The sequence below is a fragment of the Intestinimonas sp. MSJ-38 genome, from assembly GCF_018917925.1.
Lineage (GTDB): Bacteria > Bacillota > Clostridia > Oscillospirales > Butyricicoccaceae > Pseudobutyricicoccus.
Genome location: NZ_JAHLPO010000021.1, coordinates 1 through 26,953, shown reverse-complemented (window position 1 = coordinate 26,953; position 26,953 = coordinate 1). Strand labels below are relative to the sequence as shown.

Here is a 26,953-nt window from a genome sequence, read left to right as displayed (position 1 = left end):
GCAGATTTCATCACCTGCTGCCCGCTTGTTTAGTCCCGCTTTTCCTGCGCCGGCAGAAAATTGATCTTCTGCAGCTTGTTGTGCAAAAGCTCTGCGGCATTCATCATGGAATATTCCAAGGTCATATCTTTTTCTTTCAGCTCGTAGATGGCATCCACGCCGGCTTCCTTGGCCTTTTCATAGCCCTGGCCCTTGCAGCCCACCACGGCCACCACCCGGGCGCCGTATTTTTTGGCCACCTTGGCCACTTCCACCGGCAGTTTTCCCATCACCGACTGGGCATCCATCCGCCCTTCCCCGGTGATGACCACATCGGGACGCAGCTTCTGAAGCAGAGCTTCAAAGCCCACCCCTTCGTTGACGATCTGGAAGCCGGGAACCAGCTGGGCGTCAAAGAAGGCCATCAGCCCCGCTCCCATGCCTCCGGCGGCGCCGCTGCCCGGGGTATCCAGGATATCCTTGCCCAGATCCTGCTTGACCACCTGGCTGAACCGGCGCAAAGCCTCATCCAGCAAGGGCAGATCCTTGGGCTTGGCCCCCTTCTGGGGCCCGAACACATAGGCCGCGCCATGAGGTCCGCACAGGGGATTGGACACATCGCAGGCCACCCGGAACTTGGCCTGACGCACCTTGGGATTCATGGCGGAAAGGTCGATGGAATGAAGCTTCAGAAGTCCTGCCGCCCCCGACGGGATGGGAACTCCATCCTTGTCCAGCAGCTGGGCCCCCAGGGCCTCCACCATCCCTGCGCCGCCGTCATTGGTGGCGCTGCCGCCGATGCCCATGATAAACTCCGTGCATCCTTTTTCCAAAGCGTCCTCGATCAGCTCTCCCACGCCATAAGTGGTGGAAGTGAAGGGGTCCCGCTTCCAGGATGGGATCAGGGGCAGGCCTGCGGCGCTGGACATTTCGATCACCGCTGTTTTCCCATCGCCCATAATGCCATAAGCCGCCATGGTCTTGTCAAACAAGGGGCCGGTGACCCAGCAGCTCTGCTTTTTGCCGCCGGTGGCCAGAATCAAAGCCTCCACCGTGCCCTCGCCGCCGTCGGCCATAGGCACCTTGTACACCGTAAGCCCGGGGAACCGCTCCAGCAAAGCGCTCTCCGCCGTATCACAGAAATTTTTCGAAGTCAGGCTGCCCTTGAACGAATCGGGCGCAACCACAAAGATCATTTTTTCTTCCCTCCGCGCGATGCGCAAATTTTTCCTCACTCACAACAGATTGCCTCCCATCCTCTTCCCGAAAAAAGGGGGGCATCCTCATTGGATAGACACTACTATACAACACCCGCTGGAAAAATGCAAAAAAAATCATGTGAAATCTGTGAGAAAACCCTTGAAAATTTGACAGGATATAGTATACTATTTCGGTAAACGATGATTTTTCACATTGATTATAGAAAGGACGGAGATTTCATGAAAGCATTGCAAGCCACAGAACACATCTGGTGGGTGGGAGCTCTGGACCCGGATCTGCGGGTCTTTGACATCGTCATGCACTCCGATCATGGCACCAGCTACAACTCCTATCTGCTGCGGGGCAGCAAAAAAACCGCCCTGTTCGAAACAGTAAAGGATAAATTTTTCGATGAACACCTGGAAAAGATCCGCCAGGTGATGGACCCCGCTGAAATCGACTACATCGTTGTGGATCATACCGAACCCGACCACTCCGGCTCGGTGGCCCGGATGCTGGAGATCGCCCCCAACGCCACTGTGCTGGGCACCCAGACCGCCCTGTCCTTTTTGCAGGAGATCGTCAACAAGCCCTTCCCCTGCCAGGCTGTCACCGAAAAGGACAAGATCGACCTGGGCGGCCTGACCCTCCGCTTCATCCAGGTGCCCATGCTCCACTGGCCCGATTCCATGTACACCTATTGCCCCGAAGAAAAGGCCCTCTTCTCCTGCGACAGCTTCGGCTGCCATTACAGCGATGAGCGGGTGTTCAACGACCTGATGGACGGAGATTTCACCGAAGCTTACAAATATTACTTCGACAACATCATCGGGCCCTATAAGAACCCCCATATGCTGGGCGCTTTGAAAAAGATCGAGAACCTGGACATCCAGTTTATCGGCAACGGCCACGGCCCTGTGCTGCGCCGGGATATCCCCAAATATCTGGAGATGTACCGCACCTGGTCCCAGCCGGAAGCCAAAAAAGAACCCATGGCCGCTATCTGCTATGTGTCTGCCTATGGCTACACCCGTCAGCTGGCCGAAAACATCGCCCAGGGCATCCGGGAAGGCGGCGTCTCCGATGTGCGCATGTTCGACCTGGTGACCGATGACAAGCAGGAGGCCTTCCAGGCCATCGTCCAGTCCGACGGATTCCTGCTGGGCTCCCCAACTTTGATCGGCGATGCTCTGCCCCCGGTGTATGAAATGCTTCTGGGGCTCAACCCGGTGATCCACCGCGGCAAGGTGGCCGGCGCTTTCGGCTCCTTTGCCTGGAGCGGCGAGGCCGTGCCCAACCTGATGGAGCGGCTCAAGTCCCTGCGCTTCAAGCTGCCTCTGCCCGGCCTGCGGGTCAAGCTGAAGCCCACCGAAGAGGATCTGGCCAATGCCCGGGAAATGGGCAAAGAATTTGCTCAGGCTCTGAAAAAGTAAAAAATTTTTTCGCCCCCATCAGCTCCGGTGGGGGCTTTTTTCTGTCTTTTCTTCCTCTTTCTCCCTTTTGCTCTGTTCAAGGCCCCGGGTATCTGATATAATACTTCCGAACTGAAAACGGGGGAACTTTCCCCCGTTTCTCCCCATTTTTATTCCAAGGAGGCCACCTGCTATGATGATACAAGTCTGCATTGGCAGTTCCTGCCATGTAAAGGGTTCTTACGAAGTCAAAACCATCTTCGAAAACCTCATTCGCGAAAACCAGCTGGAAGAGCAGATCACCCTGCGTCCCGCTTTCTGCCTGGGCAACTGCGGCGAAGGGGTGAGCGTCAAAATCGATGGGGAGCCCATCAGCGGCGTCACCACCGAAAACGCCGCCGACATCTTCCGCCAGTATGTGCTGAAAGGATAAGGCCATGGATGTTCTGCGCTTTCAAAAAGCCAACTGCAAGGACTGCTATAAATGCATCCGCCGGTGTGCGGTGAAAGCCATCGCCATGCGGGATCATCACACCGAGGTCATCGATGAGGACTGCGTCCTCTGCGGCCGCTGTGTGCTGGCCTGCCCTCAATATGCCAACCAGGCCCGGTGGGATATCCAGCCGGTGCGCCAGCTGCTCCAGTCGGACAAACCGGTATACGCCATGGTGGCGCCCTCCTTTTCCTTCCAGTACGGCCCCGATGAATTCGGGCCGCTGCGCCGCCAGCTGATGACCCTGGGCTTTGCCGACGCCTTTGAATCGGCAGAGGGCGCCTGCCTGGTCAAAACCCAGTACGAGAACCTGGTGGCCCAGGGAGACCGGGATGTGATCCTCTCTTCCTGCTGCCCCGCGGTGGTATTGCTCATCGAGCGGCATTTCCCCTCTCTGGTACCGCTTCTGGCTCCGGTGCTCTCCCCCATGCAGGCCGAAGCCAAGCTGCTGCGCCGCCGCTTCGGGCCCGACGCCGCCATCGTCTACATCGGCTCCTGCATCGCCGCCAAAAACGAATGCGACCAGACCCCGGGGCTCACCGATTACGCTCTGACCTATGACGAGCTCAACGCCCTTTTTGTCAGCAACAAACTGCCGGTGGACCTTCACGGCGCCCAGTGCAGCCCGGAGCCCCGGCGGCGCAGCCGTTCCTTCCCCCTGCCGGGAGGTGTCATCGGCTGCATGAACAAACAGGAGGACTATTCCTATCTGTCGGTGGACGGCCTGGAAAACTGCATTGCCGCCTTGAACGAGATCAAGGCCGGCCGGCTGCACCACTGCTTCATCGAGCTGCGGAGTTGCACCGGCTCCTGCGCCGGCGGTCCCAAGATGAGTGCCGACGCCCGCAATCGACTGGAAGGGCGTATCCGCATTGCCCACACCGCCGACACTCTGGAAGATTTCCCGCCTCAGCCCACTCTGCCTCTGGAGCGCACCTTCCAGCCCCGCTATGCCCAGGCCAAAATGCCCACCGAAGAAGAGATCCAGGATATTTTGCGCAAATTGGGCAAAAACAGCCCGGCGGATGAGCTGAACTGCGGCACCTGCGGCTATTCCACCTGCCGTGAAAAAGCCATTGCCATCTTCCAGGGCAAGGCCGACATCACCATGTGCCTGCCCTATATGAAAAAACGGGCCGAATCTTTGTCCGACAAGATCATCAGCAACTCCCCCAACGCCATTCTGGCCGTGGACAGCGCCCTGCGCATCAAACTGGCCAACCGGGCCCTGGCCGATATTCTAGGCCTGCCCGAAGATACGGTGTTCACCGGCCGCCAGGTCTCCGACCTGATGGACGACTTCGAATTCATCACCGCCTTCTCCTCCGGGGAGCACACCAAGGCCCGCAAAACTTACCTGGAACAATACGACAAGTATGTGGAGCAGGTCTTTATTTCCGATGAAAACAACAATCTGGTGATCTGCCTGATGAAGGACATCACCCAGGCGGAAAAGACCCGTCTTTCCCTGCAAAAAACCAAGAGCGATGCCATTGAGATCACCGACCAGATCATTGCAAAGCAAATGCGCATTGTCCATGAAATCGCCTCTCTCCTGGGCGAGACGGCGGCCGAAACCAAGGTGGCCCTCACCCAGCTGAAAAACACCGTGGCCATGGAAGAGGAAAAACTGCCATGAACACATTATGTATGGAAAGCGGCTTTGTCAGCCTGAACAAGCAGGGGGAGGATCTGTGCGGGGACTTTTTCACCACCGTCTCCGACGATGACGCCACCACCTTTGTGCTCTCCGACGGCATGGGCAGCGGGGTCAAGGCCAATATTCTGGCCACTCTCACCGCCAAGATTCTGGCCACTATGACGGCCAACCACCTGTCCATCCGGGACAGCGTCACCACCCTGGCCCAGACTCTGCCGGTGTGCAGCGTGCGCAAGCTGGCCTATTCCACCTTCACTCTGATGCAGGTGCTTCCCGACTGGCAGGTCTACCTGGCCCAGTTTGACAATCCCCAGGCCATTTTGCTGCGGGACGGCAAAAGCGTGGAATATCCCACCCAGGAACTGATGGTGGGTGACAAGCGGATACTGGAAAGCCGTCTGACTTTGCAAAGCGGCGATGTGTTCCTGCTGATGACCGACGGAGTCACCCATGCCGGATTGGGGAACCTGATCCCCGACGGCTGGCAGCGGGAAGGGGTGCTTCAGTATGTGGAGGAGATCTACACCCCGGACCTTTCGGCCAAGAACCTGGCCACCCGGGTAGCCGATGCCTGCCGGGATCTATATTTGGAGCGCATCGACGACGATGTGACGGTGGCCGTATTCAAAATGCGTACCCGTCAGGCGGTCAACCTTCTGGTGGGCCCGCCCCGTCAGCAAAAGGATGACGAAGCCTTTATGCACCGATTTTTCGCCAGCGAAGGCACCCATATCGTCTGCGGCGGCAGCACCGCCCAAATGGTCAGCCGCTATCTGGGGCGTCAGCTGATCATCAGTGAGGATTATGTGGACCCGGACATCCCGCCGGTGGCCAAAATCCGGGGCATCGACCTGGTCACCGAGGGCATCGTCACCCTCAGCCGAGTGCTGGAGATGGCCGACCGCTATGCGTCCTCCCAATCCATCCCCTCTCACTGGGACACCCGCAGCGACGCCGCCACCCAGATCGCCCGGGTGCTGCTGGAAGACGCCACCGACATCCACTTTTTTGTGGGAAGAGCGGTGAACCCCTCCCACCAATCCCCCTCCCTGCACATCGATTTTTCTCTGAAAATGAGCATCATCGAAAAATTGGAAAAGATCCTGCGGGAAATGGGCAAGCGGGTCACAGTGGAATACTGCTGATCTTTCCCGAAACGAATACAGGAAAGGAACAAATACTATGGTTTTTGATACACAAGTACAGGAGCTGAAATACCAGGCTCTCAAGGAAGTGGCCGCTCTGGCCTGGGAAGACAATCTGGCCCGGGGGCTTCTGGGCAGCGCCGCCCGGCTGGTTCCCGGCCCTCAGCCCACCATGCGCTGCTGCATCTACAAAGAGCGGGCCATCATGGAAGAACGCCTGCGCATGGCCATGGGCGGCGATCCGGAAAACGACAATGTGATCGAGGTCATCGACATCGCCTGTGACGAATGTCCTGTGGCTGGCATCCGGGTCACCGAATCCTGCCGTGGCTGCATCGCCCACCGGTGCATGAATGCCTGTCCCAAGGGAGCGATCTCCATTGTGAACCACCGGGCTGTCATCGATCAGGAAAAGTGCATTGAGTGCGGCCGCTGCGTCAGCGCCTGCCCCTACAGCGCCATCGTCAAATCCTCCCGTCCCTGTGAAAACGCCTGCAAGGTGGGCGCCATCCACATGGACGAAAACAAAAAGGCCTCTATCGATAATAGCAAGTGTATCGCTTGCGGCGCCTGTGTCTATCAGTGCCCCTTCGGCGCCATTTCCGACAAGTCCTTCATTCTGGACTGCATCGACCTGATCCAGAAATCGGAAAACAACCAGAAATACCAGGTCTTTGCCATTGTAGCCCCCTCCATCTCCAGCCAGTTCCATCATGCCACGGTGGAACAAGTGATCTCCGGCCTGAAGGCCCTGGGCTTCTTCAATGTGGTGGAAGTGGCGCTGGGCGCCGACATGGTGGCCTGGCGGGAAGCACAGGAGCTGGCCGAAAAGAAGTTCCTCACCAGTTCCTGCTGCCCGGCCTTTGTGGATTACATCCGCAAGAGCTTCCCCGACATGGCCCAGCACATCTCCCACAACCTGTCCCCCATGGGCGAGATCGCCAAGTACATCAAGCGCATTCACCCTGGCTGCAAAGTGGTGTTCATCGGGCCCTGCACCGCCAAAAAGGCCGAGCGGAAGCAGGAGCGGGTGAAGGATCTGGTGGACTGCGTCCTCACCTTTGAAGAATTGCAGGCCCTCTTCGACAGCAAGGAGATCGACCTTACCTCTCTCCCCGGTGAGGCCCTGGACAACGCCTCCTATTTCGGCCGGGTCTTTGCCCGCAGCGGCGGTCTGGCCGTGGCGGTGGAAGAGGCCCTGAAGGAATGTGGTATCTCCCCTGAGGAGTTCACCCTCAACGCCATTTCCTGCAACGGTATCACCGAATGCAAAGCCGCCCTGCTCCGGGCCAGCAAGAATGTGCTGCCCAACAACTTTATCGAGGGTATGGCCTGCGAAAGCGGCTGCATCGGCGGCGCAGGCTGCATCACCCACGGGCCCAAGAGCAAGGCCGATGTGGACAAATACGGCCACGAGGCCATGGAAAAGACCATCAAGGACGCCATCGAAATTCTGAACTTCTAGCGGCGTGGCAGCGTGACGCTGCACCCAAAACTTTCTTTGCCCAGGCAAATACAACCGGCAATGGCAAAGAGAGGACCGACAGCGGGCGGCGTGGCGCCGCTCCCATACTGCGCTCCCGCGCTGAGCAACAGAACCAGGTTTGGTTGACTGCAATCTGTCAAAAAACGGGCAACAGAACGAAGTCTGATTGGCTGCAATCCGGTATACAAAAAGTCCCTCCTGATCAGGAGGGACTTTTTTCATGTTGATTCTGTACGCTGCACCCGGGGCCGAAACACAATGGTCCGCAGAATGCTTGCTTATTTTTCCATGATGTAGCCGAAGAGCCAGTCGTTGATCTCGTTCATCCGGCGGATACGATGCTTGGGTTTGCCGGAACGGGACAGCTCATGGTTCTCCCCATGGAAGATGCACATTCTGGTGGGAACGCCCTTCAGCTGCAAGGCCGAATACATCTGGATGCCTTCGGGCAGCCAGCAGCGGTAGTCCTCATCGGAATGGATGAACAGGGTGGGAGTCTCGGCGTTCATGGCATACTGCAGAGGAGAAGCTCTCCACAGACCTTCCAGGTTGTTCCAAGGAGTAGCGCCGCCCATTTCACGCTGGCCGAACCAGGGGCCGATGTCGCACACGCCATAGAAGCTGACCCAGTTGGAGATGGAACGCTGGGAAGCCGCCGCCTTGAACCGGTTGGTGTGGCCGATGATCCAGTTGGTCATAAAGCCGCCATAGGAACCACCGGTGACGCCCAGCCGCTTCTCGTCGATCTGGGGATATTTCTTCAGCACTTCATCGGTGAAGGCCATCAGGTCCTCATAGTCGATGGTGCCGTATTTGCCGCGGATGTCGGCAAATTCCTCGCCCCGGGCGGAAGAACCTCTGGGGTTGCAGAAGAACACAAAGCTGCCGGCGCTGGCCATGACCTGCATCTCATGCATAAAGCCGCCGCAGTAGTTGGTGCGGGGACCGCCGTGGATTTCCAGGATGCCGGGATACTTTTTCTTGTCGTCATAGTCCATGGGCAGCAGCACGAAGCCGTCGATGCGCACGCCATCCTTGTTCACAAAGGACAGGGGCTGAGGCTCGGCCACATACTTGTCTTTGAAGAAAGCGGTGTTGAACTGGCTCAGCTGCTTGTATTCGCCGTTTTCCACATTGACTTCATAGACTTCCTGGATCTTGGTGCCGTTGAGGCCCACGGTGAAGAACCGGCCTTCGCCGACGCCGAAGAAGTCCACGCCAAAGGAAGGAGCGGTGATATGATGCAGCTTCTTTTCGCCCCGCTTCAAAGAGCACAGGCCGCTGGTGTTGTCATAGGAGGTGACCAGATACAGCACGCCGTCCACGGCCTTCATGGAGTTGCCGCCGCCATAGCGTACATCGCAGCCGGTGGTGCAGCCCAGTTCCTCGGGGATGCCTTCGTAAACGGCTTCCACCTTACCGCCCTTGAGGGACACGGCATACAGGTTGTTGCCCGGGGCCGGATAGCCGTCCTTGATGGGATTGGCGCTGAAGACGATCTCCCCATGGGCGTTATCAAAGCAGAAATTGCCGATGCTGTAAGTGCCGTCTTCCACCAGGCAGCTGGTCTCTCCGGTCTCCACATCATAGAGATAGAGGGCGCTGCTCTGGGCCCGACGGGCGTTGAAGGTGTGGCCAGTGTAAGCCACCTTGCCGCACTTGGAGCAGAACTTCACGCCGCCCACATCAAACAAGGGCTCGGTGAGGGCCTGCAGCTTCTTTTTCTTGGCATTATAAAGATAGATACGGTTGCGCTTTTTGTTGATAAAGCCCCGGCCGTTGAACCAGAAGGGCAGCTCATCCACCACTTCATAGTCCTTTTCCTCTTCCCAGGTCTTCTTGGCCGCCGCCAGCTTATCCCCCTTGAGGGCGGCAAAATCCGGACGGGCATTGTCAAACAGGGCAGAGATCAGATACAGATCCTTGCCCACTTTTTTGGCTGTGGCGCCGTTGAGAGGCACACGGAACAGCTCCTTGGCTTCGCCGCCCTCCAGGCTGATCTCATAAAAGACGGTGAGCATTTCGCCCTTCTGCACCTTTTTCTTATCGCTTTCGGCCCGCACACCGGGGAAAATCACCGATTTGGGGCTGTTGAAATCAAAGGAACGCTCGCTGTTGCCAGAGGTCAGCTGTCTGAAAGCGCCCTTCTTGGTGTTAAAGGCCCACAGGTTTGTGTAATAGCTGTTGCTTTCCACATCGGCCTGAGAAACGCAGAGCACGCCATACTTTCCATCAGGAGAAAATTCCATGTTGGAGAGCATTTTGTAATTGGCAAAGTCAGGAACTTTGATCGGTTTCATACTGCTCAGTCTCCTTTTCCGGTTTTGAAAAAAATCAATGGCTTTACGCCATGCAGGCAAGGCCTCCGCCTCACGGCAGAGCATCTTCCCTTTTTCCCGCTGGTTCTATCATACCGCAGTCTGTGGAACTTGTCCACGAAATCTTGCCAAAACCCTGAATTTTAGTGTATATTATGAAAGAATCCACCGCAATTTTTGGTTGAATCGAAAGGAGAAAAACCATTGACCAGTCTGGAACCCCTTTTTGATACCCTCTCCCGCCTGAGTATAGACACCCTTCTGCGGGGAGCGATTCTGATCCTGGTGGGCTATGTGCTCATCCGGCTGATTCTGAAACTGGTGCGCCGGGCCCTGAATCGCACCAACCTGGATGCCCACATTTCCCACACCCTCATCACGGCCTGCCGCCTGGTGCTCTATTTCATCTTACTTACCATGGTCATGGGGCAGCTGGGCATTTCGTCCACATCCCTTGTCACTTTGCTGGGCGTATTCGGCTTGGCTCTGTCCCTGGCCCTCCAGGACACCCTTTCCAACATCGCCGGCGGACTGTTTGTCCTCTACACCAAGCCCTTTAAGGTGGGAGATTATGTGGAGCTTTGGGGCGTGGAAGGCACGGTGCAACTCATCGGATTTATCCACACCACCCTCACCACCATTGACAACAAACTAGTCTATGTGCCCAACGGCCAGCTGAGCAAGGACAAGATCATCAACTATTCCGCCGAAGGCCGCCGCCAGCTGGAAATGACGGTGGGTATCGGCTATGAGGACGACTCTGCCGCGGCCCGCCAGCTCATCGAGCAGGTGGTCTCCGCCGATCCCCGGATAGACAAGACAGAGCCGGTGTTTGTGAAAGTGTGGGAACTGGGAGACAACGCCGTCATTCTGCGCATCCGGGCCTGGGTCCCCGGTGGGGATATGATCCCTGCCCGCTGTGATCTGTATGAGGCCATCAAAGACGCTTTGCAGAAAAATGGCTTCCATATCCCTTATCCCCAGCGTCAGCTCCATTTCCCGGAAAAAGCACTGTAAAAAACGACAAAAAGGAGACAGGCCGCAGCCTGTCTCCTTTTTTAACTGAAAAGTTATTTGTGCTCTTTCAGCCATTCAATGGCGCACTGGGTATACACAGCCGCACCATAGGGCAGAGCGTCCTCGCTGAACAGGACTTTGGGGTTGTGGTTGGAAATCCGCTTGGTTTTGTCATCCACACCGGCGCCCAACCAGAAGATCTGGCTGGGGACTTTTTCGCCGAAATACGCAAAGTCCTCGGAACCGGTGGCCCGGCTCTTTTTGGGGATCATCCGATCCTGTCCCACCACATCGGCGGCATAGCGCACCACTTCGTCGGTGAACTCAGGATCGCAGTACATGGCGGGAGAGGAAAAGAGCCACTCCACTTCGGCGTCGCCGCCAAAGACCCGAGCGGTGCCCACGCTGATTTCCTCCACACGCTGGCGGAGATGATTGATCAGCTCGGCGTTAAAGCCCCGCATGGTGCCATTGAGCACGCCTTCCGAGGGGATCACATTGGTAGCCCCATCGCCGAAGAGCATAGAGCCCACGGTGAGGGTGCACTGCTCGGCCGGATTGACCTCCCGGGCCAGCAGCTCCTGGAGAGCCAGATAGATATGTACCCCGATGTTGATGGGGGAAATACCGCTGTTGGGAGCAGCGCCATGGCATCCCTTGCCCTTTACATGGATGCTGAAGCCATCGGCGGAACCCATGGTCAGGCCCTTGCCGTAGTCCAGGGTGCCCACATCGGCCATGGAGCCCACATGGATGGCAAAAGCAGCGTCCACATGGGGATTCTCCAGCACCCCGGCCTCGATCATGGCCTTTGCGCCGCCAAAGGTCTCTTCGTTGGGCTGGAAGCAGATCTTCACAGTGCCTTCGATCTCGTCCTCGTGCTCTTTCAGCAACTTGGCTGCACCCAGCAACATGGCCATATGCAGGTCATGGCCGCAAGCGTGCATGGCGCCGGGATTCTCCGAAGAAAATTCCAGTCCGGTGTCCTCGGGCATGGGCAGCGCATCCATATCGCCCCGGATCAGGATGCACTTGCCGGGCTTTTTGCCTCCGGCCAGCACCACCAGACCGCACTGACAGATCTCCTGCACCTGATAGCCCATGTCTTCCAGCTGGGCTTTCACATATTTCACGGTCTCAAACAGCTCGTTGCGCACTTCCGGATGACGATGGAAATGCCGCCGGTTTTCCACCAGCTCGGGGACCAGCTGATTGGCCCGTGCCAGATATTTGTTCATTGGTCAATTCCTCCCTTTCTGAAAAGGCCCTGAAGGGCCATATTCACCGTTCTTTATTATATCAAACCTGTCCCCGGAGGCGGTGCCAAAAAAATTGGCCTATTTTCGTGCATTTTGCCCGATGCCCTGCAACAGAGTCCCCTGTGCAAATCGCCGGAAAAACGGCCTACCACTTCACCGATTTGTCAAAAAATCCGGAGGGTTATTGAAATCCCCGAAAGCGGCGTTTATACTGTATTCGTTGGTTTGTGTCCCAAAAATCTTATATAAAGGTGGTAATGTCCCATGAATAAGGCGGAAGCGATCCGCGTCATCGACGAAAAACAGGCCCTTTTGGACGATGTGAACGACAGCATCTGGGAATATGCCGAAACCGCTTTCCAGGAATTCAAGTCCATGGATAAGCTCTGCGAAGCGCTGGAGCAGGAAGGTTTCAAAGTGGAAAAGGGCGTGGGGGATATTCCCACCGCATTCACCGGCACCTATGGCCATGGCAAACCGGTCATCGGCCTTCTGGGCGAGTTTGACGCTCTGTCCGGCCTGAGCCAGGTGGGCGGCTGCCCGGAAAAGAAAGCCCTGGTTCCCGGCGCTGCCGGTCACGGCTGCGGTCACAACTGCCTGGGCACCGCTTCTCTGGCGGCGGCCATCGCTGTGAAAAACTATCTGGAGCACAATCTCCAGGTTTCCGGTACTGTGATTTATTTCGGCTGCCCCGGTGAAGAAGGCGGCTCGGGCAAGGCTTTCATGGCCCGGGAAGGCGTCTTTAAGGATCTGGACGCCGCCATCACCTGGCATCCCTCCAGCACCAACAATGTGACCAGCGGCTCCTCCCTGGCCAACTATCAAGTGAAATACCGCTTCTACGGCACCTCGGCCCACGCCGCGGGCGATCCCCATCTGGGCCGCTCCGCTCTGGACGCTGTGGAGCTGATGAATGTGGGTGTGCAGTTCCTGCGGGAGCATATGATCGATGAAGCCCGTGTTCACTATGCCATTCTGGACGCCGGCGGATATTCCCCCAATGTGGTGCAGCCCTATGCCGAAGTGCTCTACCTGATCCGTTCTCCCAAGAACTCCCAGGTAGAAGAGCTGTATCAGCGGGTGAACAAGATCGCTCAGGGCGCTGCTTTGATGACCGAGACCCGCATGGAGATGGAATTCATCAAAGGCTGCTCCAACACCATTCCCAATAATGTGCTGGAAGCCCAGCTGTATGAGAACTTCAAGGAGATCGGCGTGCCCAAGTACACCCCGGAAGAGCACGAGTTTGCCCGCCAGATCATCGCCCATTACGAAGCCGGTCCCAACGCCATGGACGGTGCTGCCGGCACCACCAAGGCCTGGGGCAAGGAACTGGCTGAGTACCAGGCCGAGCACGGCGTCTCCCTCAATGACTTCCTGCTGTCCCTCCAATCCTATGACAAGGCCAGCGCCGGTTCCACCGATGTGGGCGATGTGAGCTGGAACTGCCCCACCGCTCAGATCCATGTGGTGACCACCGCCGCCAAGACCCCGGGTCATTCCTGGCAGTTCACCTCCTGCAACCGCACTTCCATCGCTCACAAGGGCGTGAATTGTGCCGGTAAGGTCATGGGCGCCACTGTTATTGACCTGATCGAGAACCCGGAGATCATCAAGAAAGCAAACGAAGAGTTCCTGGAGCGTCTGGGAGGGGAAACCTACAAGTGCCCCATCCCCGCAGGCATCAAGCCCCAGGCTATCAACCCCAAAAAATAAACAGAGTACATCAAAAAACGGCTTCCCGTGGGACAATGTCATTAAGTTAAGCAAATCCGCGCAGACGAAAAAATGCCCACCTCGATTTTTCGAGGTGGGCATTTTTTATGCTTTCGTTATGTGGTTTGCTTGTGCTTACTTCGCGGGCAGGACAATGACCTGTCCCTCAAAGATGGTGTTGGCGTTCACAAGACGGTCGGCGTTGCGCTCGAAGATGGTACTTCATCAAATTCCGAAATTGTTTATCCAAAATGGAATGGAATGAACATATCAAGTAAAAATGCAAGAACTATACTAACTGTTCCCATTAGCATAGAACTTCTCAATGTGTCCCTCCTCAAAACAGTAAGTTCAATAATAAAGACTATCAATTCTGAAACAGAGCGTGTTAGGGAAATTCTAAAATCATGAATAATATCAAATTGTATTAGCTTTTACTTTTATATAATTATATCAAAAACATAAATACAACTATTGGAGAAATTATATTTACAGTTGCATGAATTATCCAGCCATAGATTATACTTCCATCTGCTTTACTTTTAGAAAGCCAACCAAGTGCATATCCAATTCCACCTGTAAGAAGAAAAATTATCACCATTGGCAAAATTCCTTTTCCTACAACAGAAACTATATGTATACCACCAAAAATTATAGCTTGTATAATATTTCCACCATTTCCTAATTTTTCAAATAGTCTATTACCTAAAAATCCTCTAAAAAATATTTCTTCAGATAATGAGGTTTGTACAACTGCCCAGATTAATATAACTAATATTGTCTGCATACTCCAGCCATATTGTTTGTATGCATCAACTGTGAATCCTGTATATGTCAAGCTATTTGTATTGTAAAGATACAGATATGGCAATATTATTATCACTAAAAAAGACACAAATATTATCACCATATACTTGAAAACATTGTTTTCAGTAGTCTTAAATCCAATCCATTCAAAAAAACCCTTTGCTCTCTTTTCTTTGAAAAGATAAAATATAAATGGAATAGCTGTTAATATAACAACTTGAAGGATTGCACTTATTAATTGGCTTATTAAAATCATACACATCACCTTAGATAAATCTAAATTTGCCGGTTTCTTTCACCGCTGCCAAATCCATCATATCATGTGTTTCCATACAGAGCAATAAGCCACAAAAAATCTGTGATGGAATTTTCAGAGCATTGGCAGGACTTGTAGAGATTTCCTTGGAATGATTTCGCTCTGCTGGTTTGCGGTAGTTTTCGCTGATTTCGACATCTTTGCGAGGACTTGTTGTGAGGTCGGTCAGCTTTTCTTCCGATATGCCCCTATGCGTCGCTCACAAGTCTTTCCGCTGCGGCTGTTAAGTTAAGGCGACATTTATTTTTCTGAAAATGCCTGTTTTGACCCCCAAAAACAGGGGTTTCAAAAAATAAATGCGTTGAGGGGGCGGTGTCCGCAAACACCACCCCCTCTTTTTTGTCAAGCGGCTACGCGGTAGACAAATCCCGCGAAACCTTTCACTTTCAAATTGCGTTCGTCCTGTCGGTTAGGGCGGATGGGAACGGTATGCCGTGCGATTTTCTCCAGCAGCTGTTCACCGTCCGTGCGGGGCGTTCGCAAGAACTCCTTGCAGAGCATGACCGCCATTTTGAAATTGACCTTGTAGGCGTAAACGCCGTTTTTCGGCTGACGGACAACGACTTCATTACAGACGCGGCTTGCAAAGTTGAACGCGGTCAGGCTGGCGTATATCTCCTGTTCCGCGAACGCGTCCGATTTGCCGTGCAGATTGACAAGGCCAAGCGTATATTTCCAGTCACGGAAGGCCGTTTCTATGCCCCAACGGAGATGATACAGTTCCCGAATATCCGCAAGCGTAAAGGACGGGGGCAGAGAAGTGGCAACCAAACAAAAGCAATCAAAAACTTCTAAAATTCAATCAATTTTGGCTAAACTCTCACATTTTGGCTGTCTGAAATTCTGCTTGCGAACACCGTTCACCACGGTGTTTAATTTAAACTATCTCCATGCGACGGAAAAAGCAAGCGGATAGGGCAATTCTTTACATTTTATTCAAAATTTGCGGTTGATTAAATGCAACAGCCCAAAAAGCACCCAGCCGTTAAGAAGAGGAAAGCATCTTTCCACCCCTCAACGGCCGGGTCTTTAGATTAACTTAATGACATTGTCCCGTGGGAAGCCGTTTTTTTCACGCATTTTTATTTTTCTCCCAGTTTGGGCAGACGCAGGGCCAGAAGCCAGGCGCCGCTGAGAAGCAGAAAAGCTCCCAGGGACAAAAGATCCCCCACGGTAAAATGAATGTGCCCCTGGGTAAAGGCCGGCAGCAAATTGTCGCTGCACAGCACAGTGACCAGCAGATAGATGCTGCTCAAAGAGGCAAAGAACACCAGCCGGGGACGATCCTTGCCAAAGAAAAAGGCCGCCGCGCCATACAAAGTGAACATCACAGCGATATAAGCAAAAAGCTCTGTGGCAAAACTATACACCAAGGGGTTTGCGTTGTTGTCCCGATAAAACACCAAAAGGGAAAAAGCACTGTAAAACACGGGAAGCAGCAGACATACCTTGGCCCCTTCTCCCTCTTTGCTTTTGGCCAGCAAACCGGCCAGAAGACCGCCGCCGCAAAGGATGGCCGCCAGAGCTTTCACCAATGTGAGAGCTCCTGCGTTCTCCCCGGCCAGGGAGAAGAAATAGGCTCCGCCGGACAGGACAAACAGCAGTGCCGCTCCGGCTCCCAGCAGCCGGTAGCCCATGGCCCCGGGGCCTTTGATCTCCACTTTGCCCCCTTTTCCCAAAAGAACGCTGGCGGCCAGGAACAACAGCGCCATCAGGGCCGCAAAAAAATAGATCCCATAGATCCAGCTGTGGGAGGATGCAATGCCGGTCTGAGGGTCCACCGTTTTTTCCACCATCTGATACCGGAAAAAAGCGGTGATGAGCCCGGCTATCACAGGGGGCAAAAACAAAAGCAATTTCTTTATTTTCATGTTGAAATACTCCTTCTTCTGGGTCTTTCCAATACTGTGAGCAGTACCATCATAGCACAAAGGCAGCAAAAAGAACAGGGATATCTGCCTTCCCTTCGGAATAAATATGGGAAAAGGACCTGGAAAGGAGGAACTTGCCATGAAACGATCTCTGCTCACAGCCTGCGCCGCATTGGCGCTGGTTTATGCTCTTCCTCTGTGCACTCTGGGGCTGGAGGGAGGCGAAAAAGAAGAAAATCCCCCCGCCTCTCCCTCCGCGGAGACGGCCGCCCAACCCACCGCTTCCCCGGAAGAAACGGGAGAAAGCTACGATGAGCGCGTTCACATCACCCTTTTGCGGGACGGGCAGGTGGAAGAGCTGGCCCTGGGAGATTACCTGGAGGGCGTGCTGGCCGCCGAGATGCCCGCCAGCTTTCCCCCGGAAGCACTGAAAGCCCAGGCGGTGGCCGCCCGGACTTATACCCTGTACAAACTCAACGCCTACGAACAAGGGGTGACCATCCCCGACACCCACCAGGGCGCCCAGCTCTGTGACGACTTCACCCATTGCAAAGCCTATGTGAATCTGGAAGAAAATCAGCAGACCCTGTGGGGGGATCAGGCCCAGGAATACCGGGAGGCCATCCGGGAAGCGGTGGAAAGTACCGACGGCATGGTGGTCACCTATGATGGCCAGGCCATCGCCGCCGTGTTCCACGCCGCCTCCAGCGGCAAGACCGAGGACGCTTTGGATGTATGGGGTACCAGCCATCCTTATCTGGTGAGCGTGGACAGCCCCGGTGAAGAAGCCTGCCCCAACTACTATGGCACCGTTTCCATCACGCCCCAGGAGTTTGCCCAGAAGTTCTGGGCAAAGCATCCGGAGGCCAACTTCAACGATCCTCCCCAAGGCTGGTTCCGGGACTCCCAGCGCAGCCAGACCGGCGGGATCATCCATGTGCTGGTGGGAGGCGTGCGGGTGAGCGGCTCTGAGATCCGCACTCTGTTGGGACTCAACTCCACAAACTTCACCCTCCAGGCCAGCGACAGCGCCCTGGTGTTTTCCACTGTGGGCTATGGCCACGGCGTCGGTCTGAGCCAATACGGCGCCCGGGAACTGGCTCTGGAAGGCAAAACCTTTGATGAAATCCTCAAATGGTATTATAAAGACACGGAAATTTTGCTGCAGAATTAAAATATTTCTCTCCGCCCCGGTTGGTATACTCCCTCCCTGGGAAGGCAATACTACAGGCGGAGGTGCTACAATATGCAGCAAAAACATTCGGGATTCATGGAGAAGGCATCGGACTTCGTCTCCGGCAAAGGATTTTACATAATCCTTGCCCTGTGTGCCGCGGCCATCGGGGTATCGGGTTATGTACTGTTCTTCACCGGAGGAAATCAGGAGGAAGAGGACCAGCTTTTGCAGATCAGCAGCCAGGTGGACACGGTGCCCAAAACACCGGAGATTTCCCAGCCGGAGGAAGAGGAAACCCTCCAGCCGGAGGAAGGCACGGCTGAAATCCCTGCGCCCCAGGTCCAGGAAGAAGAAGCCGCTCCCTCTTCTCTGCCGGAAGAGGATGTGCCCGCCGCCCAGACGAAAGCACCGGTGGCGGAAAAGTTCATCAATCCGGTACAGGGCGGCCAGGTGCTGCGGGGCTTTTCCGGCGACACCCTGATTCAGGATGAGACCATGGGTGACTGGCGGGTCCACAGCGGTGTGGATATCGCCTGTGAGGACGGCGGCCAGGTGACCGCCATAGGCGACGGCATTGTCACTGCCGTTTTCTATGATGATCTCACCGGCTATTGCCTCACCATCGACCACGGCAACAGCGTTATCAGCACTCTGCGCGGGCTGATGAAAAACGCCACGGTGGAAGAAGGCGACACCGTGAAGATGGGCGATCTGGTAGGTGGAGGCGGCAGTACCATGACCACCGAAAGCGCCATGGCTCCCCACATCCATCTGGAAGTGACCCGGGATGGAGCCTTCATCGACCCCATGACCCTGATCGAGGGAAAATAAGACATCATAAAACGGGAGAGGATTTTGCCATCCTCTCCCGTTTTCTATTGCTGCAAAAGTCTGCCCTTCCCTGCTGTCAGGAAAGGTACCGGCCAGCGCCGCTCTCTTTTGGTTCTTTTTTCTTCTTCCTCCGGGGCCACATCCATATCAGGCCGCAGATCAGGCACACTGCTCCGGCGGCATAGAGATAGACCTGCCGGGAGATGAGGGCGGACACCAGAAACAACACCCCGGCCAGAAACAAAATCAAACCGGAAATATGGATGGAAACATTCATCGCTCATCCCTCCTCTATTTCAGCTCTTCAAACGGAAAATATTACTGCCCGCAAAGCTTCACCAGCAGCAAGGTCAGACCCATGCACACCGGCTGGTGGAGCAGATAGACGATCAAAGTATGGCTCCCCACCTTTTCCAGAAAAGGCAGGCGCACACGGTAAAACCAAGAGGGCATCTTTCCCCTTTTCACAATTTCTCCCAGCCACACGCCGAAAAGGTACATAAAAAACCAGGGCAGCAAGGGGTAATAATCCGCCGAGGAAAACTCCGGCCGGCGGAAACCCAGCCACCAAAGGCCATGGACCTGATAATAGGGCTGTGTCAGCGCCCGGGTCAGGAAGAACAGCACAAGGCACAGCACCGGATTGGGGGGAAACCGGCGCAGCACCGGAGCCAGCAAAGCATAAAGCAGCGCCGCCGTCCCCAGGAAATGGAGAATGCCAAACCGGATGGCCTCCTGAGGATCAAACCAGAAAGTGACGGCACTCGCCACCAACGCACAGGCCAAAATCCGCAGGCCCCGGCGCACATTGCTGTGGGAAAAGGTGCTGGACGCTCCGGATATAGCCACAAACACCGAAGCAAACAAAAGCTGCAAAGCATCCAGCAAGGGGTTGTACAGCACCCAGGCGGGGATCAGGCCATAGAGCACCAGATCATAGCCCCAGTGGTAGAACACCATCAGAACGATGGAAAGCCCCCGCAGCACATCCAGGGCATAATACCGTCTTCCCCGCTCTCCGTTTGGATTACACATTGAACCGGAAGAGGACCACATCCCCATCCTGCATCACATAATCCTTGCCTTCCGAACGCACCAGGCCCTTTTCCTTGGCAGCGGCAAAGGAGCCGCATTCCATCAGTTTTTCATAGGCCACCACTTCGGCCCGGATAAAGCCACGCTCGAAATCGGTATGGATCTTGCCGGCGGCCTGGGGAGCCTTGGTGCCTTTGGTGATGGTCCAGGCCCGCACCTCCGGCTCACCTGCTGTCAGGTAGGAGATCAGGCCCAGCTGATCGTAGCACTCCCGGATCAGGCGATCCAGGCCCGATTCCTCAAAGCCCAGCTCGGTGAGGAACATGGCTTTGTCCTCAGCGGACATTTCGGAAATCTCGCTTTCCAGCCGTGCACATACCGGCAGCACTTTGCTGTTTTCGGTGGCGGCATACTCCTCCACCGCCTGGAACAAAGGATTGTTCCGATAGTCCCCGGCGATGTCGCTTTCGTCCATGTTGGCAGCATAAATCACCGGCTTATAGGACAGAAGATCGCTGCCCTCGATGATCTCCCGCTCTTCTTCGTCACATTCAAAGGTGCGGGCGGTGTTGCCCTCTTCCAGGTGCTGACGCAGCCGGGTGAGCACTTCCACCTCGTGGGCAAACTTCTTGTCCCCTTTCAGGGCCTTCTGGGCCTTGTCGATCCGCCGGTCCAGCACTTCGATATCAGAGAGCACCAGCTCCAGATTGATGGTGCCGATGTCCCGCACCGGGTCCACGCTGCCATCCACATGGATGATGTTGCTGTCTTCAAAGCAGCGCACCACATGAACGATCACATCCACCTGACGGATGTGGGAGAGGAATTTGTTTCCCAAACCCTCGCCTTTGGAAGCGCCTTTGACCAAACCAGCAATATCCACAAATTCCAGGATGGCCGGGGTGATTTTTTTGGGATGGTAAATTTCCGCCAGAGCGTCCAGCCGTTTGTCGGGCACATTGACGATGCCCACATTGGGATCGATGGTGCAGAAGGGATAGTTGGCCGACTGGGCCTTCAGGTTGGTCAGTGCGTTAAAAAGGGTGCTCTTGCCCACATTGGGCAGGCCCACGATTCCTAATTTCATAATAAAACCGCCATTTCTCCCCATAGATCATGTCCGTTTCCTCCCGGGGGCGGAGGGGACTTCGTAAGGAATATTATACCGATTTGCCCCCTTTTCGTAAAGGGGGACGGGGGATTTTCTCGCCCTTTCATCCTGTTTCTGCCGGTTGCCCCCTTGGCTTTACCGTGCTATAATGCTTTCATCATAAAATTTTTACGGTTCGCGCCCCGCTGCTTTTGCCCCGGGACGTCCCAAAGAAAGGGGATCGATTATGGCAAAACGCAGCTATGAAGTGGATATGTGCCGCGGCCCGCTTTTGGGCAAAATCCTGATCTTCGCCTTCCCACTGATGCTCTCCGGCATCCTGCAGCTTCTCTTTAACGCAGCAGACATTGTGGTGGTGGGCCGCTTCGCCGGCAGCCAGGCCCTGGCCGCCGTGGGCTCCACCGGCGCTTTGATCAACCTGATCATCAATGTGTTCATCGGCCTTTCGGTGGGCGCCAATGTATTGGTGGCCCGCTACTACGGCGCCGGTGAAAAAGAACAGGTGAGCCAGGCGGTACACACCTCGGTGCTCCTCAGTCTGCTGTGCGGCGTGGTTCTGATCGCCGTGGGCGTGCTGTTGGCCCAGCCTCTGCTGGAGCTGATGGGTACCCCCGACGATGTGATCGATATGTCCGCCACCTATATGCGCATTTATTTCTGCGGTATGCCGGTAATCATGCTCTATAACTTTGGCGCCGCCATCCTCCGTTCGGTGGGCGACACCAAGCGTCCCCTTTATTTTCTCATTGTGGCCGGACTGATCAATGTGGTGCTCAATCTGTTCTTCGTCATCGTCTGCGGCATGGATGTGGACGGCGTCGCTTTGGCCACCGTCATTTCTCAGGTAGTTTCCGCCGGTCTGATCCTTCTGTGTCTGATGCGAATGGAAGGTCCCTGTCATCTGGATCTGCACAAGCTGCACATCTACAAGGACAAAATGTGGCAGATCGTCCGGGTGGGCCTGCCGGCCGGACTGCAAGGATGTATCTTTTCCATCTCCAATGTGCTCATCCAGTCTTCGGTCAACTCCTTCGGCTCGGTGACCATGGCGGGCAACACCGCTGCCGGTAACATCGAAGGCTTTGTCTATACCGGCATGAACGCCATTTATCAGACCGCCCTCAGCTTTACCAGCCAGAATTACGGCGCCCGTCAGTATCACCGGATCAGCCGGGTGATGCGTCTGTGCCTGGCCCTGGTCACCGCTGTGGGCCTGGGGCTGGGCCTCACTGCCGTGCTATTCCACAACCAGCTTCTGGGCATCTATTCCAGCGATCCTCAGGTGATCGCCTATGGCACCATGCGGATGCGCTTTGTGGCCACCCTCTATTTCCTCTGCGGCATCATGGATGTGATGGCCGGCGTCATGCGGGGCATGGGCTATTCTATTCTGCCCATGATCGTGTCCCTCACCGGCGCCTGCGGCCTGCGTATTTTGTGGATCTTCACCCTTTTTGCTGCAAACCGCACCTTGTCCATGCTCTATGTCTCCTATCCGGTGTCCTGGTTCATCACCGCCTTGGCCCATCTGGGCTGCTATTTCTGGGTGCGCCGGAAAATGCCCCGGGAGGATGCACCTCTTCCCGAACCGGAACCGGTGGCTTCCATTCACTGATTTCTCAGATCATACCATAACAAAAAATCCCCCAGCCGGGGGATTTTTTTGTTTAGAGACTGCGGCTCTGATAGGTTTTTCCGTCCAGGTCTTTCCAACTCAATGTTCCCTCTTCCAGGATCATATAGCTGTGAGGGCTTTGTTCCTTGGGAATGGACACCGAGCCGGGATTCAAAAAGAGCAGCCCGTTTTCCTCCTTGGCCATGGGCACATGGGTATGCCCCATCAGCAGCACATCCCCCGGCTGCAGCGGTGGCAGGTTCTGGGGATTGTATACATGGCCGTGGGTGGCGTAGATCAGCCGGTTTCCCTGGCTCAGAACGGCATAGTCGGCCAAGATAGGAAAAGGCAGCACCATCTGATCCACTTCGGTGTCGCAGTTTCCCCGCACACAGAAGATCCGGTCTTTATAAGGGGTCAAAAGGGCGATGACCTCCTTGGGGGCATATTCCGGGGGCAGATCGTTGCGGGGACCATGGTAGAGGATATCCCCCAGCAAAAGCAGTCTGTCCGCTCCCTCCTGTTCAAAACGCTCCAGCAGACGGCGCACAAATCCGGCCGCCCCGTGGAGATCGGATGCGATCATCCATTTCATCTCAAACCCTCCTTTTTGTGGTTCTGTCTTCCCGATTATACCCGCTCTCCTCGTCCCCCGCAAGTCCATCGCCGGAAAAAGGGTCTCTGCGGCCTCAATTTCCCAAAGATTAGTTTACATTTTGTTAATGCAATCAAATGGGATACACACTATAATAAAATCAAGCGAAAGCGCCACCCTTTCACTTTTTCGGGAGGCTCTTTTTATCCCTTCGCCCAATTTATCCCCGCTGGAATATCCGGCGGCGGGAAAGGAGCCCTTTTTATGGCAAAAACACTGCTGATCATCGAAGACGATGGAAATATCAGAGAACTTCTCCGCCTGTATCTGGAGCAGGAAGGCTACACTGTGGAAAGTGCCTCCGACGGAGCCGAAGGCCTGCGGGCCTTCAAGCGCATTCACCCGGATCTGGTTCTTTTGGATGTGATGATGCCCCAGATGGACGGCTGGCAGGTGATCAAGGAGATCCGGGCCATTTCCAAAACCCCGGTGATCATGCTCACCGCCAAGGGAGAAACCTTCGACAAGGTCTCCGGCCTGGAGCTGGGGGCCGATGACTATATCACAAAACCCTTTGAAATGCGGGAGGTCATCGCCCGTATTCATGCAGTGATGCGCCGCTTCGATGACGATGACGCCCCGGCCAAGCTGGAATACGACAACCTGATCATCGACAAGGAAAGCTACAACATCGTGGTCAAAGGCCAGAAAATGGAAATTCCTCCCAAGGAAATCGAACTGCTTTATTTCCTGGCATCCTCCCCCAACCGGGTGTTCACCCGTTCCCAACTGCTGGACGATGTGTGGGGCTTTGATTATTTTGGCGACACCCGCACAGTGGATGTGCACATCAAGCGTCTGCGGGAAAAACTGTCCGGTGTCAGCGACAAATGGGAGCTGAAAACTGTATGGGGTGTGGGCTATAAATTCGAGACAAAAAATTAACCATCCCCAGGGTGAAATCCAGGATGGAAGGGCGGTGAGTGTGTGAAGGGCCTGAAAAGTATTTTCCTGAAAAACTTTATCATTTACTCCCTGGTGGTCATGCTCAGCTTTACCGCATTGGGCGGGGCCTTCATCTACCAGATCAGCCGCTATGCCGCCGAAGAGCGGGATTCGGCCCTGAACTTCGCCGCCCGCCGGGCCTCTTCCATCACCACCACCTATATGCAGACCGCTCCCAACATGATCGGCTCCAGTTTCAGTCTGCAAACTTACAACGATATGTACCGGGCCAGCATCGTGAATCTGGCGGAAAACCTGGGCGGCATCCTCTTTGTCTGCGACAGCCAGGGCAAGCTTTTGTTCTTCGCCACCGGCGAAGGCTGCTATACCCATGAAGATGTGACCCAGGTCTCCCAGGATGCTGTGAAGGCCATCCAGGAAGATGGCCGGTTCTCCGAAATGGGCAGCTTCTCCGGCCTGCTCACCTCTCCCCATTACACTCTGGGCATTCCCGCCTCCGGAGAGGATGGGCAAATGCTGGGCATGGTCTTTGCCTCTCTTTCGGCCGACTCCTCCCTCAAACTGTTTATCAATATTTCCAGCACCTTTATCCTGATGATCTTCATTGTCTTTCTGGTGGTATTGGTGGTCACCTATGTGATGGTAGACAGCACCGTACGCCCTTTGAAGAACATCGCGGCCGCCGCCCGGAATTTCGCCCACGGCGACTTCAGCTGCCGGGTGGCCGTGCCCAAGCGGCGGGATGAGCTGTACGCATTGACCATCAGCTTTAACCATATGGCCGACGCCATCGAGAACATGGAGACCCAGCGGCGGGATCTCATCGCCAATGTATCCCACGATCTGCGCACGCCCATGACCACCATCGGCGGCTTTATCGACGGTATCCTGGACGGCACCATCAAACCGGAAAAACAGGAATATTACCTGAAGATCATCTCGGAGGAAATCCGCCGTCTTTCCCGTCTGGCCAACAGCATGGTGGAAGTCTCCCGGCTGGAATCGGGAGAGCGGGCCCTGAACAAAACCACCTTTGACATCAGCGAAATGGTGCGCCGCATCGTGCTGGGCTTTGAAAAACAGCTCACCGACAAGGAGATCGACCTGACGCTGGACATTCCGGACAAGCTGGAGATCTCCGCCGATCACGACGCCATCTTCCAGGTGGTCTATAACCTGACGGATAATGCGGTGAAATTCACCGATCAGGCGGGCAAGATCATCATCTATCTGTCGGCCAAGGGCGGCAAGATGCAGATGAACATCGTCAACACCGGCCCGGGCATCGGCCCGGAGGCCATTGACCATATTTTCGAACGCTTTTACAAAGGCGACCGGTCCCGTGGAAGCAAAGTCACCAGCTCCGGCCTGGGCCTTTACATCGTCAAAACCCTGGTGGGCCGTCATGGCGGCGATATCTACGCCAAAAGCGGCGACGGCCAGACCGAATTCTGTTTTACCATCCCCACATCCCTATGAGGTGAAGAATGCCTATGTTTCATCGCCACGATCCCCAAGATTCCCAAGATCACTTCCAGGAAAACAACACCCCTCACTATTACCAGAATGCCGCTTCCTACCGCAGCTATGAGGAGGTACTGGCCCAGAAGCGCCGGCGGGCCCGTCTGCGCCGGGGTTGTGCCGTCTGCGCCATTCTGGTGGCGGTGGGCGGCGCCGGGGGATATCTCCTGCTGCGCAGCGATCCCAACGAAGTCCCTTCTGAATCAGCCGAGGCCGACCCTTCCTCGGAAAACGGTCTCACCGCTATTTGGGGCGGCAACGACTCCCAGGAAACCGACTCCGCCCAATCTTCCGATGATTCTGCCTTTTCCATGGAGATCCGGAAAAAGCCCGAAAACAGCGATGGCGGCTTTGTGGTGAAAGATGTAAGCGATGTGGTGCAGAAGGTGCGCCCCTCAGTGGTGGGGGTCATCACCGAAAGTTTCCAGACCTATTCCACCAGCAGCACCGGTTCGGGGATCATTTTGTCGGAGGACGGCTATATCGTCACCAATAACCATGTGGTGGAAGGGGGCGACAGCATTGCCGTCACACTGGACGATGGAGAAACTTACGCGGCCGAGCTCATCGGCACCGATGTGAAAAGCGATATTGCCGTGCTGAAAATTGACGCTCAGGACCTGCCGGCCGCCGAGTTCGGCGATTCTAGCCAGGTGGAAGTGGGAGAAGCCGCCATTGCCATCGGCAATCCTCTGGGGCTCAACGGCACGGTAACCGCCGGTATTATCTCCGCGGTGGATCGGGAGATCCAGGTGGGCAGCAGCAATATGGTTCTGCTGCAAACCGATGCCTCCATCAACCCGGGCAACAGCGGCGGCGCCCTTCTCAATGAATACGGCCAGGTCATTGGCGTCAACAGCGCCAAAATCAGCAGCGAGGATTCCGAGGGCCTGGGCTTTGCCATTCCCAGCAACACCGTAGGGCCCATTGTGGAGGAACTGATCGATAAGGGCTATGTGTCCGGCCGACCCCTCACCGGCATCAGCGGCCGCAATGTGAGCGCTCTGACCGCCGCCTTCTATAACATTCCCCAGGGCATCCTGGTGGATCAGGTGGCGCCGGAAAGCGATGCCGCTGCCAAGGGTCTGACCGCCGGGGATGTGATCATCGGCGTGGATGATATCCGGGTGGAAAACATCTCCGATGCCTGTACCTTGCGGGATGAACACAAGGCAGGCGATACCATGAAACTGACCTTCTACCGTCAGGGTTCCACCCATGAGATCAACATCCAGCTGATGGAAGAAACCAATCAACAATCCGAGTATGATTTTTAATCAAAATAAACCAGCACAAAAAGGACGTGAAGTGACCCCAAAAAGTTAGACAATATTTTGAAGTAAAAATTGTTCAAGCAGCCGAAAGGGCTTGCTGTCTGTGAATTGCAGGCGGCAAGCCCTTTAGCTTTGCCTTGATCCTGCGG

At 55.3% G+C, this 26,953-nt stretch carries 23 protein-coding genes; 13 read left to right on the top strand and 10 right to left on the bottom strand.

All coding sequences use genetic code 11. The features are described 5' to 3' along the window. Positions 1 to 29: 29 nt before the first annotated feature. The gene (locus KQI26_RS11800; RefSeq protein ID WP_216504576.1) at positions 30 to 1,175 is read right to left on the bottom strand and encodes a glycerate kinase; all 1,146 of its coding nucleotides are present in this window, start codon (positions 1,173 to 1,175) and stop codon (positions 30 to 32) included. Positions 1,176 to 1,418: 243 nt separating this feature from the next. On the opposite strand from KQI26_RS11800, the gene KQI26_RS11795 reads away from it, so the two are divergent. The 5 genes from KQI26_RS11795 to KQI26_RS11775 all read left to right on the top strand — a co-directional run bounded on the left by KQI26_RS11795 (position 1,419) and on the right by KQI26_RS11775 (position 7,354). Further along, positions 1,419 to 2,612 (top strand): FprA family A-type flavoprotein, encoded by a 1,194-nt coding sequence (locus KQI26_RS11795; RefSeq protein ID WP_118748372.1) that lies wholly within the window; start codon positions 1,419 to 1,421, stop codon positions 2,610 to 2,612. Between the two features lie 172 nt (positions 2,613 to 2,784). After that, entirely contained in the window at positions 2,785 to 3,024 is a 240-nt protein-coding gene (locus tag KQI26_RS11790; protein WP_118426798.1) for an NAD(P)H-dependent oxidoreductase subunit E, read from the top strand. A 4-nt stretch (positions 3,025 to 3,028) separates the two neighbouring features. After that, positions 3,029 to 4,723: a [Fe-Fe] hydrogenase large subunit C-terminal domain-containing protein gene (locus KQI26_RS11785; protein ID WP_216504575.1), complete on the top strand. Its 1,695-nt coding sequence runs from the start codon at positions 3,029 to 3,031 to the stop codon at positions 4,721 to 4,723. Further along, positions 4,720 to 5,889, top strand: a complete 1,170-nt coding sequence (locus tag KQI26_RS11780; protein WP_216504574.1) for a SpoIIE family protein phosphatase — start codon at positions 4,720 to 4,722, stop codon at positions 5,887 to 5,889. The genes KQI26_RS11785 and KQI26_RS11780 overlap by 4 nt, the downstream gene beginning before the upstream one ends. Before the next feature lie 37 nt (positions 5,890 to 5,926). Continuing rightward, positions 5,927 to 7,354, top strand: a complete 1,428-nt coding sequence (locus KQI26_RS11775; protein ID WP_118748366.1) for a 4Fe-4S dicluster domain-containing protein — start codon at positions 5,927 to 5,929, stop codon at positions 7,352 to 7,354. 299 nt (positions 7,355 to 7,653) lie between these two features. Here the strand turns inward: KQI26_RS11775 and KQI26_RS15380 are convergent, their stop codons facing one another. Further along, a complete protein-coding gene (locus tag KQI26_RS15380) occupies positions 7,654 to 9,675 on the bottom strand; it encodes a S9 family peptidase (RefSeq protein WP_253292823.1) in 2,022 nt (673 codons plus the stop codon). A 222-nt stretch (positions 9,676 to 9,897) separates the two neighbouring features. Here KQI26_RS15380 and KQI26_RS11765 point away from each other — a divergent pair, with 222 nt between their 5' ends. Then, the gene (locus KQI26_RS11765) at positions 9,898 to 10,710 is read left to right on the top strand and encodes a mechanosensitive ion channel family protein (protein WP_118748364.1); all 813 of its coding nucleotides are present in this window, start codon (positions 9,898 to 9,900) and stop codon (positions 10,708 to 10,710) included. 53 nt (positions 10,711 to 10,763) lie between these two features. Here the strand turns inward: KQI26_RS11765 and KQI26_RS11760 are convergent, their stop codons facing one another. After that, a complete protein-coding gene (locus KQI26_RS11760; RefSeq protein ID WP_216504573.1) occupies positions 10,764 to 11,948 on the bottom strand; it encodes a M20 family metallopeptidase in 1,185 nt (394 codons plus the stop codon). A gap of 285 nt (positions 11,949 to 12,233) precedes the next feature. Here KQI26_RS11760 and KQI26_RS11755 point away from each other — a divergent pair, with 285 nt between their 5' ends. Next, positions 12,234 to 13,685 (top strand): M20 family metallopeptidase, encoded by a 1,452-nt coding sequence (locus tag KQI26_RS11755; protein WP_216504572.1) that lies wholly within the window; start codon positions 12,234 to 12,236, stop codon positions 13,683 to 13,685. A gap of 448 nt (positions 13,686 to 14,133) precedes the next feature. On the opposite strand, the gene KQI26_RS11750 is transcribed toward KQI26_RS11755, so the two are convergent. From KQI26_RS11750 to KQI26_RS11740, 3 genes are all read right to left on the bottom strand, one after another. After that, positions 14,134 to 14,748: a CPBP family intramembrane glutamic endopeptidase gene (locus KQI26_RS11750; protein WP_118746898.1), complete on the bottom strand. Its 615-nt coding sequence runs from the start codon at positions 14,746 to 14,748 to the stop codon at positions 14,134 to 14,136. A 402-nt stretch (positions 14,749 to 15,150) separates the two neighbouring features. Then, positions 15,151 to 15,579, bottom strand: coding sequence for a transposase (locus tag KQI26_RS15795; protein WP_216504571.1), 429 nt, complete (start codon positions 15,577 to 15,579; stop codon positions 15,151 to 15,153). Between the two features lie 311 nt (positions 15,580 to 15,890). Further along, positions 15,891 to 16,679 carry a hypothetical protein gene (locus KQI26_RS11740; protein ID WP_216504570.1) on the bottom strand — a complete coding sequence of 263 codons (789 nt, stop codon included), beginning with the start codon at positions 16,677 to 16,679 and terminating at the stop codon, positions 15,891 to 15,893. Positions 16,680 to 16,818: 139 nt separating this feature from the next. Between KQI26_RS11740 and spoIID the strand changes: the two genes are divergently transcribed. After that, positions 16,819 to 17,853, top strand: coding sequence for a stage II sporulation protein D (spoIID, locus tag KQI26_RS11735; RefSeq protein ID WP_216504569.1), 1,035 nt, complete (start codon positions 16,819 to 16,821; stop codon positions 17,851 to 17,853). A gap of 72 nt (positions 17,854 to 17,925) precedes the next feature. Beyond that, the gene (locus KQI26_RS11730; RefSeq protein WP_216504568.1) at positions 17,926 to 18,687 is read left to right on the top strand and encodes a M23 family metallopeptidase; all 762 of its coding nucleotides are present in this window, start codon (positions 17,926 to 17,928) and stop codon (positions 18,685 to 18,687) included. 76 nt (positions 18,688 to 18,763) lie between these two features. Here the strand turns inward: KQI26_RS11730 and KQI26_RS11725 are convergent, their stop codons facing one another. Genes KQI26_RS11725 through ychF form a run of 3 tightly spaced genes read right to left on the bottom strand, consistent with a single transcriptional unit; the run spans position 18,764 to position 20,809 of the window. Continuing rightward, on the bottom strand, positions 18,764 to 18,964 hold the full coding sequence (locus KQI26_RS11725; protein ID WP_216504567.1) for a hypothetical protein: 201 nt from the start codon (positions 18,962 to 18,964) through the stop codon (positions 18,764 to 18,766). 41 nt (positions 18,965 to 19,005) lie between these two features. Next, the gene (locus KQI26_RS11720; RefSeq protein ID WP_216504566.1) at positions 19,006 to 19,743 is read right to left on the bottom strand and encodes a heparan-alpha-glucosaminide N-acetyltransferase; all 738 of its coding nucleotides are present in this window, start codon (positions 19,741 to 19,743) and stop codon (positions 19,006 to 19,008) included. Beyond that, positions 19,715 to 20,809, bottom strand: coding sequence for a redox-regulated ATPase YchF (gene ychF / locus KQI26_RS11715; RefSeq protein ID WP_118747648.1), 1,095 nt, complete (start codon positions 20,807 to 20,809; stop codon positions 19,715 to 19,717). Before ychF ends, KQI26_RS11720 begins: the two co-directional genes overlap by 29 nt. Before the next feature lie 250 nt (positions 20,810 to 21,059). On the opposite strand from ychF, the gene KQI26_RS11710 reads away from it, so the two are divergent. After that, positions 21,060 to 22,448 (top strand): MATE family efflux transporter, encoded by a 1,389-nt coding sequence (locus tag KQI26_RS11710; protein ID WP_118747647.1) that lies wholly within the window; start codon positions 21,060 to 21,062, stop codon positions 22,446 to 22,448. Positions 22,449 to 22,500: 52 nt separating this feature from the next. Here KQI26_RS11710 and yfcE read toward each other — a convergent pair whose 3' ends face one another. Further along, the gene (gene yfcE / locus KQI26_RS11705; protein ID WP_216504565.1) at positions 22,501 to 23,043 is read right to left on the bottom strand and encodes a phosphodiesterase; all 543 of its coding nucleotides are present in this window, start codon (positions 23,041 to 23,043) and stop codon (positions 22,501 to 22,503) included. A gap of 264 nt (positions 23,044 to 23,307) precedes the next feature. Here yfcE and KQI26_RS11700 point away from each other — a divergent pair, with 264 nt between their 5' ends. From KQI26_RS11700 to KQI26_RS11690, 3 genes are read left to right on the top strand one after another with little or no spacing between them, the layout of a single operon-like run. Beyond that, positions 23,308 to 23,988: a response regulator transcription factor gene (locus KQI26_RS11700; protein WP_118426830.1), complete on the top strand. Its 681-nt coding sequence runs from the start codon at positions 23,308 to 23,310 to the stop codon at positions 23,986 to 23,988. 42 nt (positions 23,989 to 24,030) lie between these two features. Next, entirely contained in the window at positions 24,031 to 25,488 is a 1,458-nt protein-coding gene (locus tag KQI26_RS11695) for a HAMP domain-containing sensor histidine kinase (protein ID WP_216504564.1), read from the top strand. 8 nt (positions 25,489 to 25,496) lie between these two features. Continuing rightward, complete coding sequence (locus tag KQI26_RS11690) at positions 25,497 to 26,807, top strand: S1C family serine protease (protein ID WP_216504563.1); 1,311 nt, start codon at positions 25,497 to 25,499, stop codon at positions 26,805 to 26,807. Positions 26,808 to 26,953: the final 146 nt, after the last annotated feature.

Excerpts from the sequence above, each read along its gene's own strand:
- spoIID (WP_216504569.1), top strand. The coding sequence starts at position 16,819 with ATGAAACGATCTCTGCTCACAGCCTGCGCCGCATTGGCGCTGGTTTAT.
- ychF (WP_118747648.1), bottom strand. The coding sequence starts at position 20,809 with ATGAAATTAGGAATCGTGGGCCTGCCCAATGTGGGCAAGAGCACCCTT.
- KQI26_RS11690 (WP_216504563.1), top strand. The coding sequence starts at position 25,497 with ATGCCTATGTTTCATCGCCACGATCCCCAAGATTCCCAAGATCACTTC.
- KQI26_RS11800 (WP_216504576.1), bottom strand. The coding sequence starts at position 1,175 with ATGATCTTTGTGGTTGCGCCCGATTCGTTCAAGGGCAGCCTGACTTCG.
- KQI26_RS11730 (WP_216504568.1), top strand. The coding sequence starts at position 17,926 with ATGCAGCAAAAACATTCGGGATTCATGGAGAAGGCATCGGACTTCGTC.
- KQI26_RS11795 (WP_118748372.1), top strand. The coding sequence starts at position 1,419 with ATGAAAGCATTGCAAGCCACAGAACACATCTGGTGGGTGGGAGCTCTG.
- KQI26_RS11725 (WP_216504567.1), bottom strand. The coding sequence starts at position 18,964 with ATGAATGTTTCCATCCATATTTCCGGTTTGATTTTGTTTCTGGCCGGG.
- KQI26_RS11700 (WP_118426830.1), top strand. The coding sequence starts at position 23,308 with ATGGCAAAAACACTGCTGATCATCGAAGACGATGGAAATATCAGAGAA.
- KQI26_RS11740 (WP_216504570.1), bottom strand. The coding sequence starts at position 16,679 with ATGAAAATAAAGAAATTGCTTTTGTTTTTGCCCCCTGTGATAGCCGGG.
- KQI26_RS11750 (WP_118746898.1), bottom strand. The coding sequence starts at position 14,748 with ATGATTTTAATAAGCCAATTAATAAGTGCAATCCTTCAAGTTGTTATA.
- yfcE (WP_216504565.1), bottom strand. The coding sequence starts at position 23,043 with ATGAAATGGATGATCGCATCCGATCTCCACGGGGCGGCCGGATTTGTG.
- KQI26_RS11780 (WP_216504574.1), top strand. The coding sequence starts at position 4,720 with ATGAACACATTATGTATGGAAAGCGGCTTTGTCAGCCTGAACAAGCAG.
- KQI26_RS11710 (WP_118747647.1), top strand. The coding sequence starts at position 21,060 with ATGGCAAAACGCAGCTATGAAGTGGATATGTGCCGCGGCCCGCTTTTG.
- KQI26_RS11760 (WP_216504573.1), bottom strand. The coding sequence starts at position 11,948 with ATGAACAAATATCTGGCACGGGCCAATCAGCTGGTCCCCGAGCTGGTG.
- KQI26_RS11775 (WP_118748366.1), top strand. The coding sequence starts at position 5,927 with ATGGTTTTTGATACACAAGTACAGGAGCTGAAATACCAGGCTCTCAAG.
- KQI26_RS11720 (WP_216504566.1), bottom strand. The coding sequence starts at position 19,743 with ATGTGGTCCTCTTCCGGTTCAATGTGTAATCCAAACGGAGAGCGGGGA.
- KQI26_RS11785 (WP_216504575.1), top strand. The coding sequence starts at position 3,029 with ATGGATGTTCTGCGCTTTCAAAAAGCCAACTGCAAGGACTGCTATAAA.
- KQI26_RS11755 (WP_216504572.1), top strand. The coding sequence starts at position 12,234 with ATGAATAAGGCGGAAGCGATCCGCGTCATCGACGAAAAACAGGCCCTT.
- KQI26_RS15380 (WP_253292823.1), bottom strand. The coding sequence starts at position 9,675 with ATGAAACCGATCAAAGTTCCTGACTTTGCCAATTACAAAATGCTCTCC.
- KQI26_RS11790 (WP_118426798.1), top strand. The coding sequence starts at position 2,785 with ATGATGATACAAGTCTGCATTGGCAGTTCCTGCCATGTAAAGGGTTCT.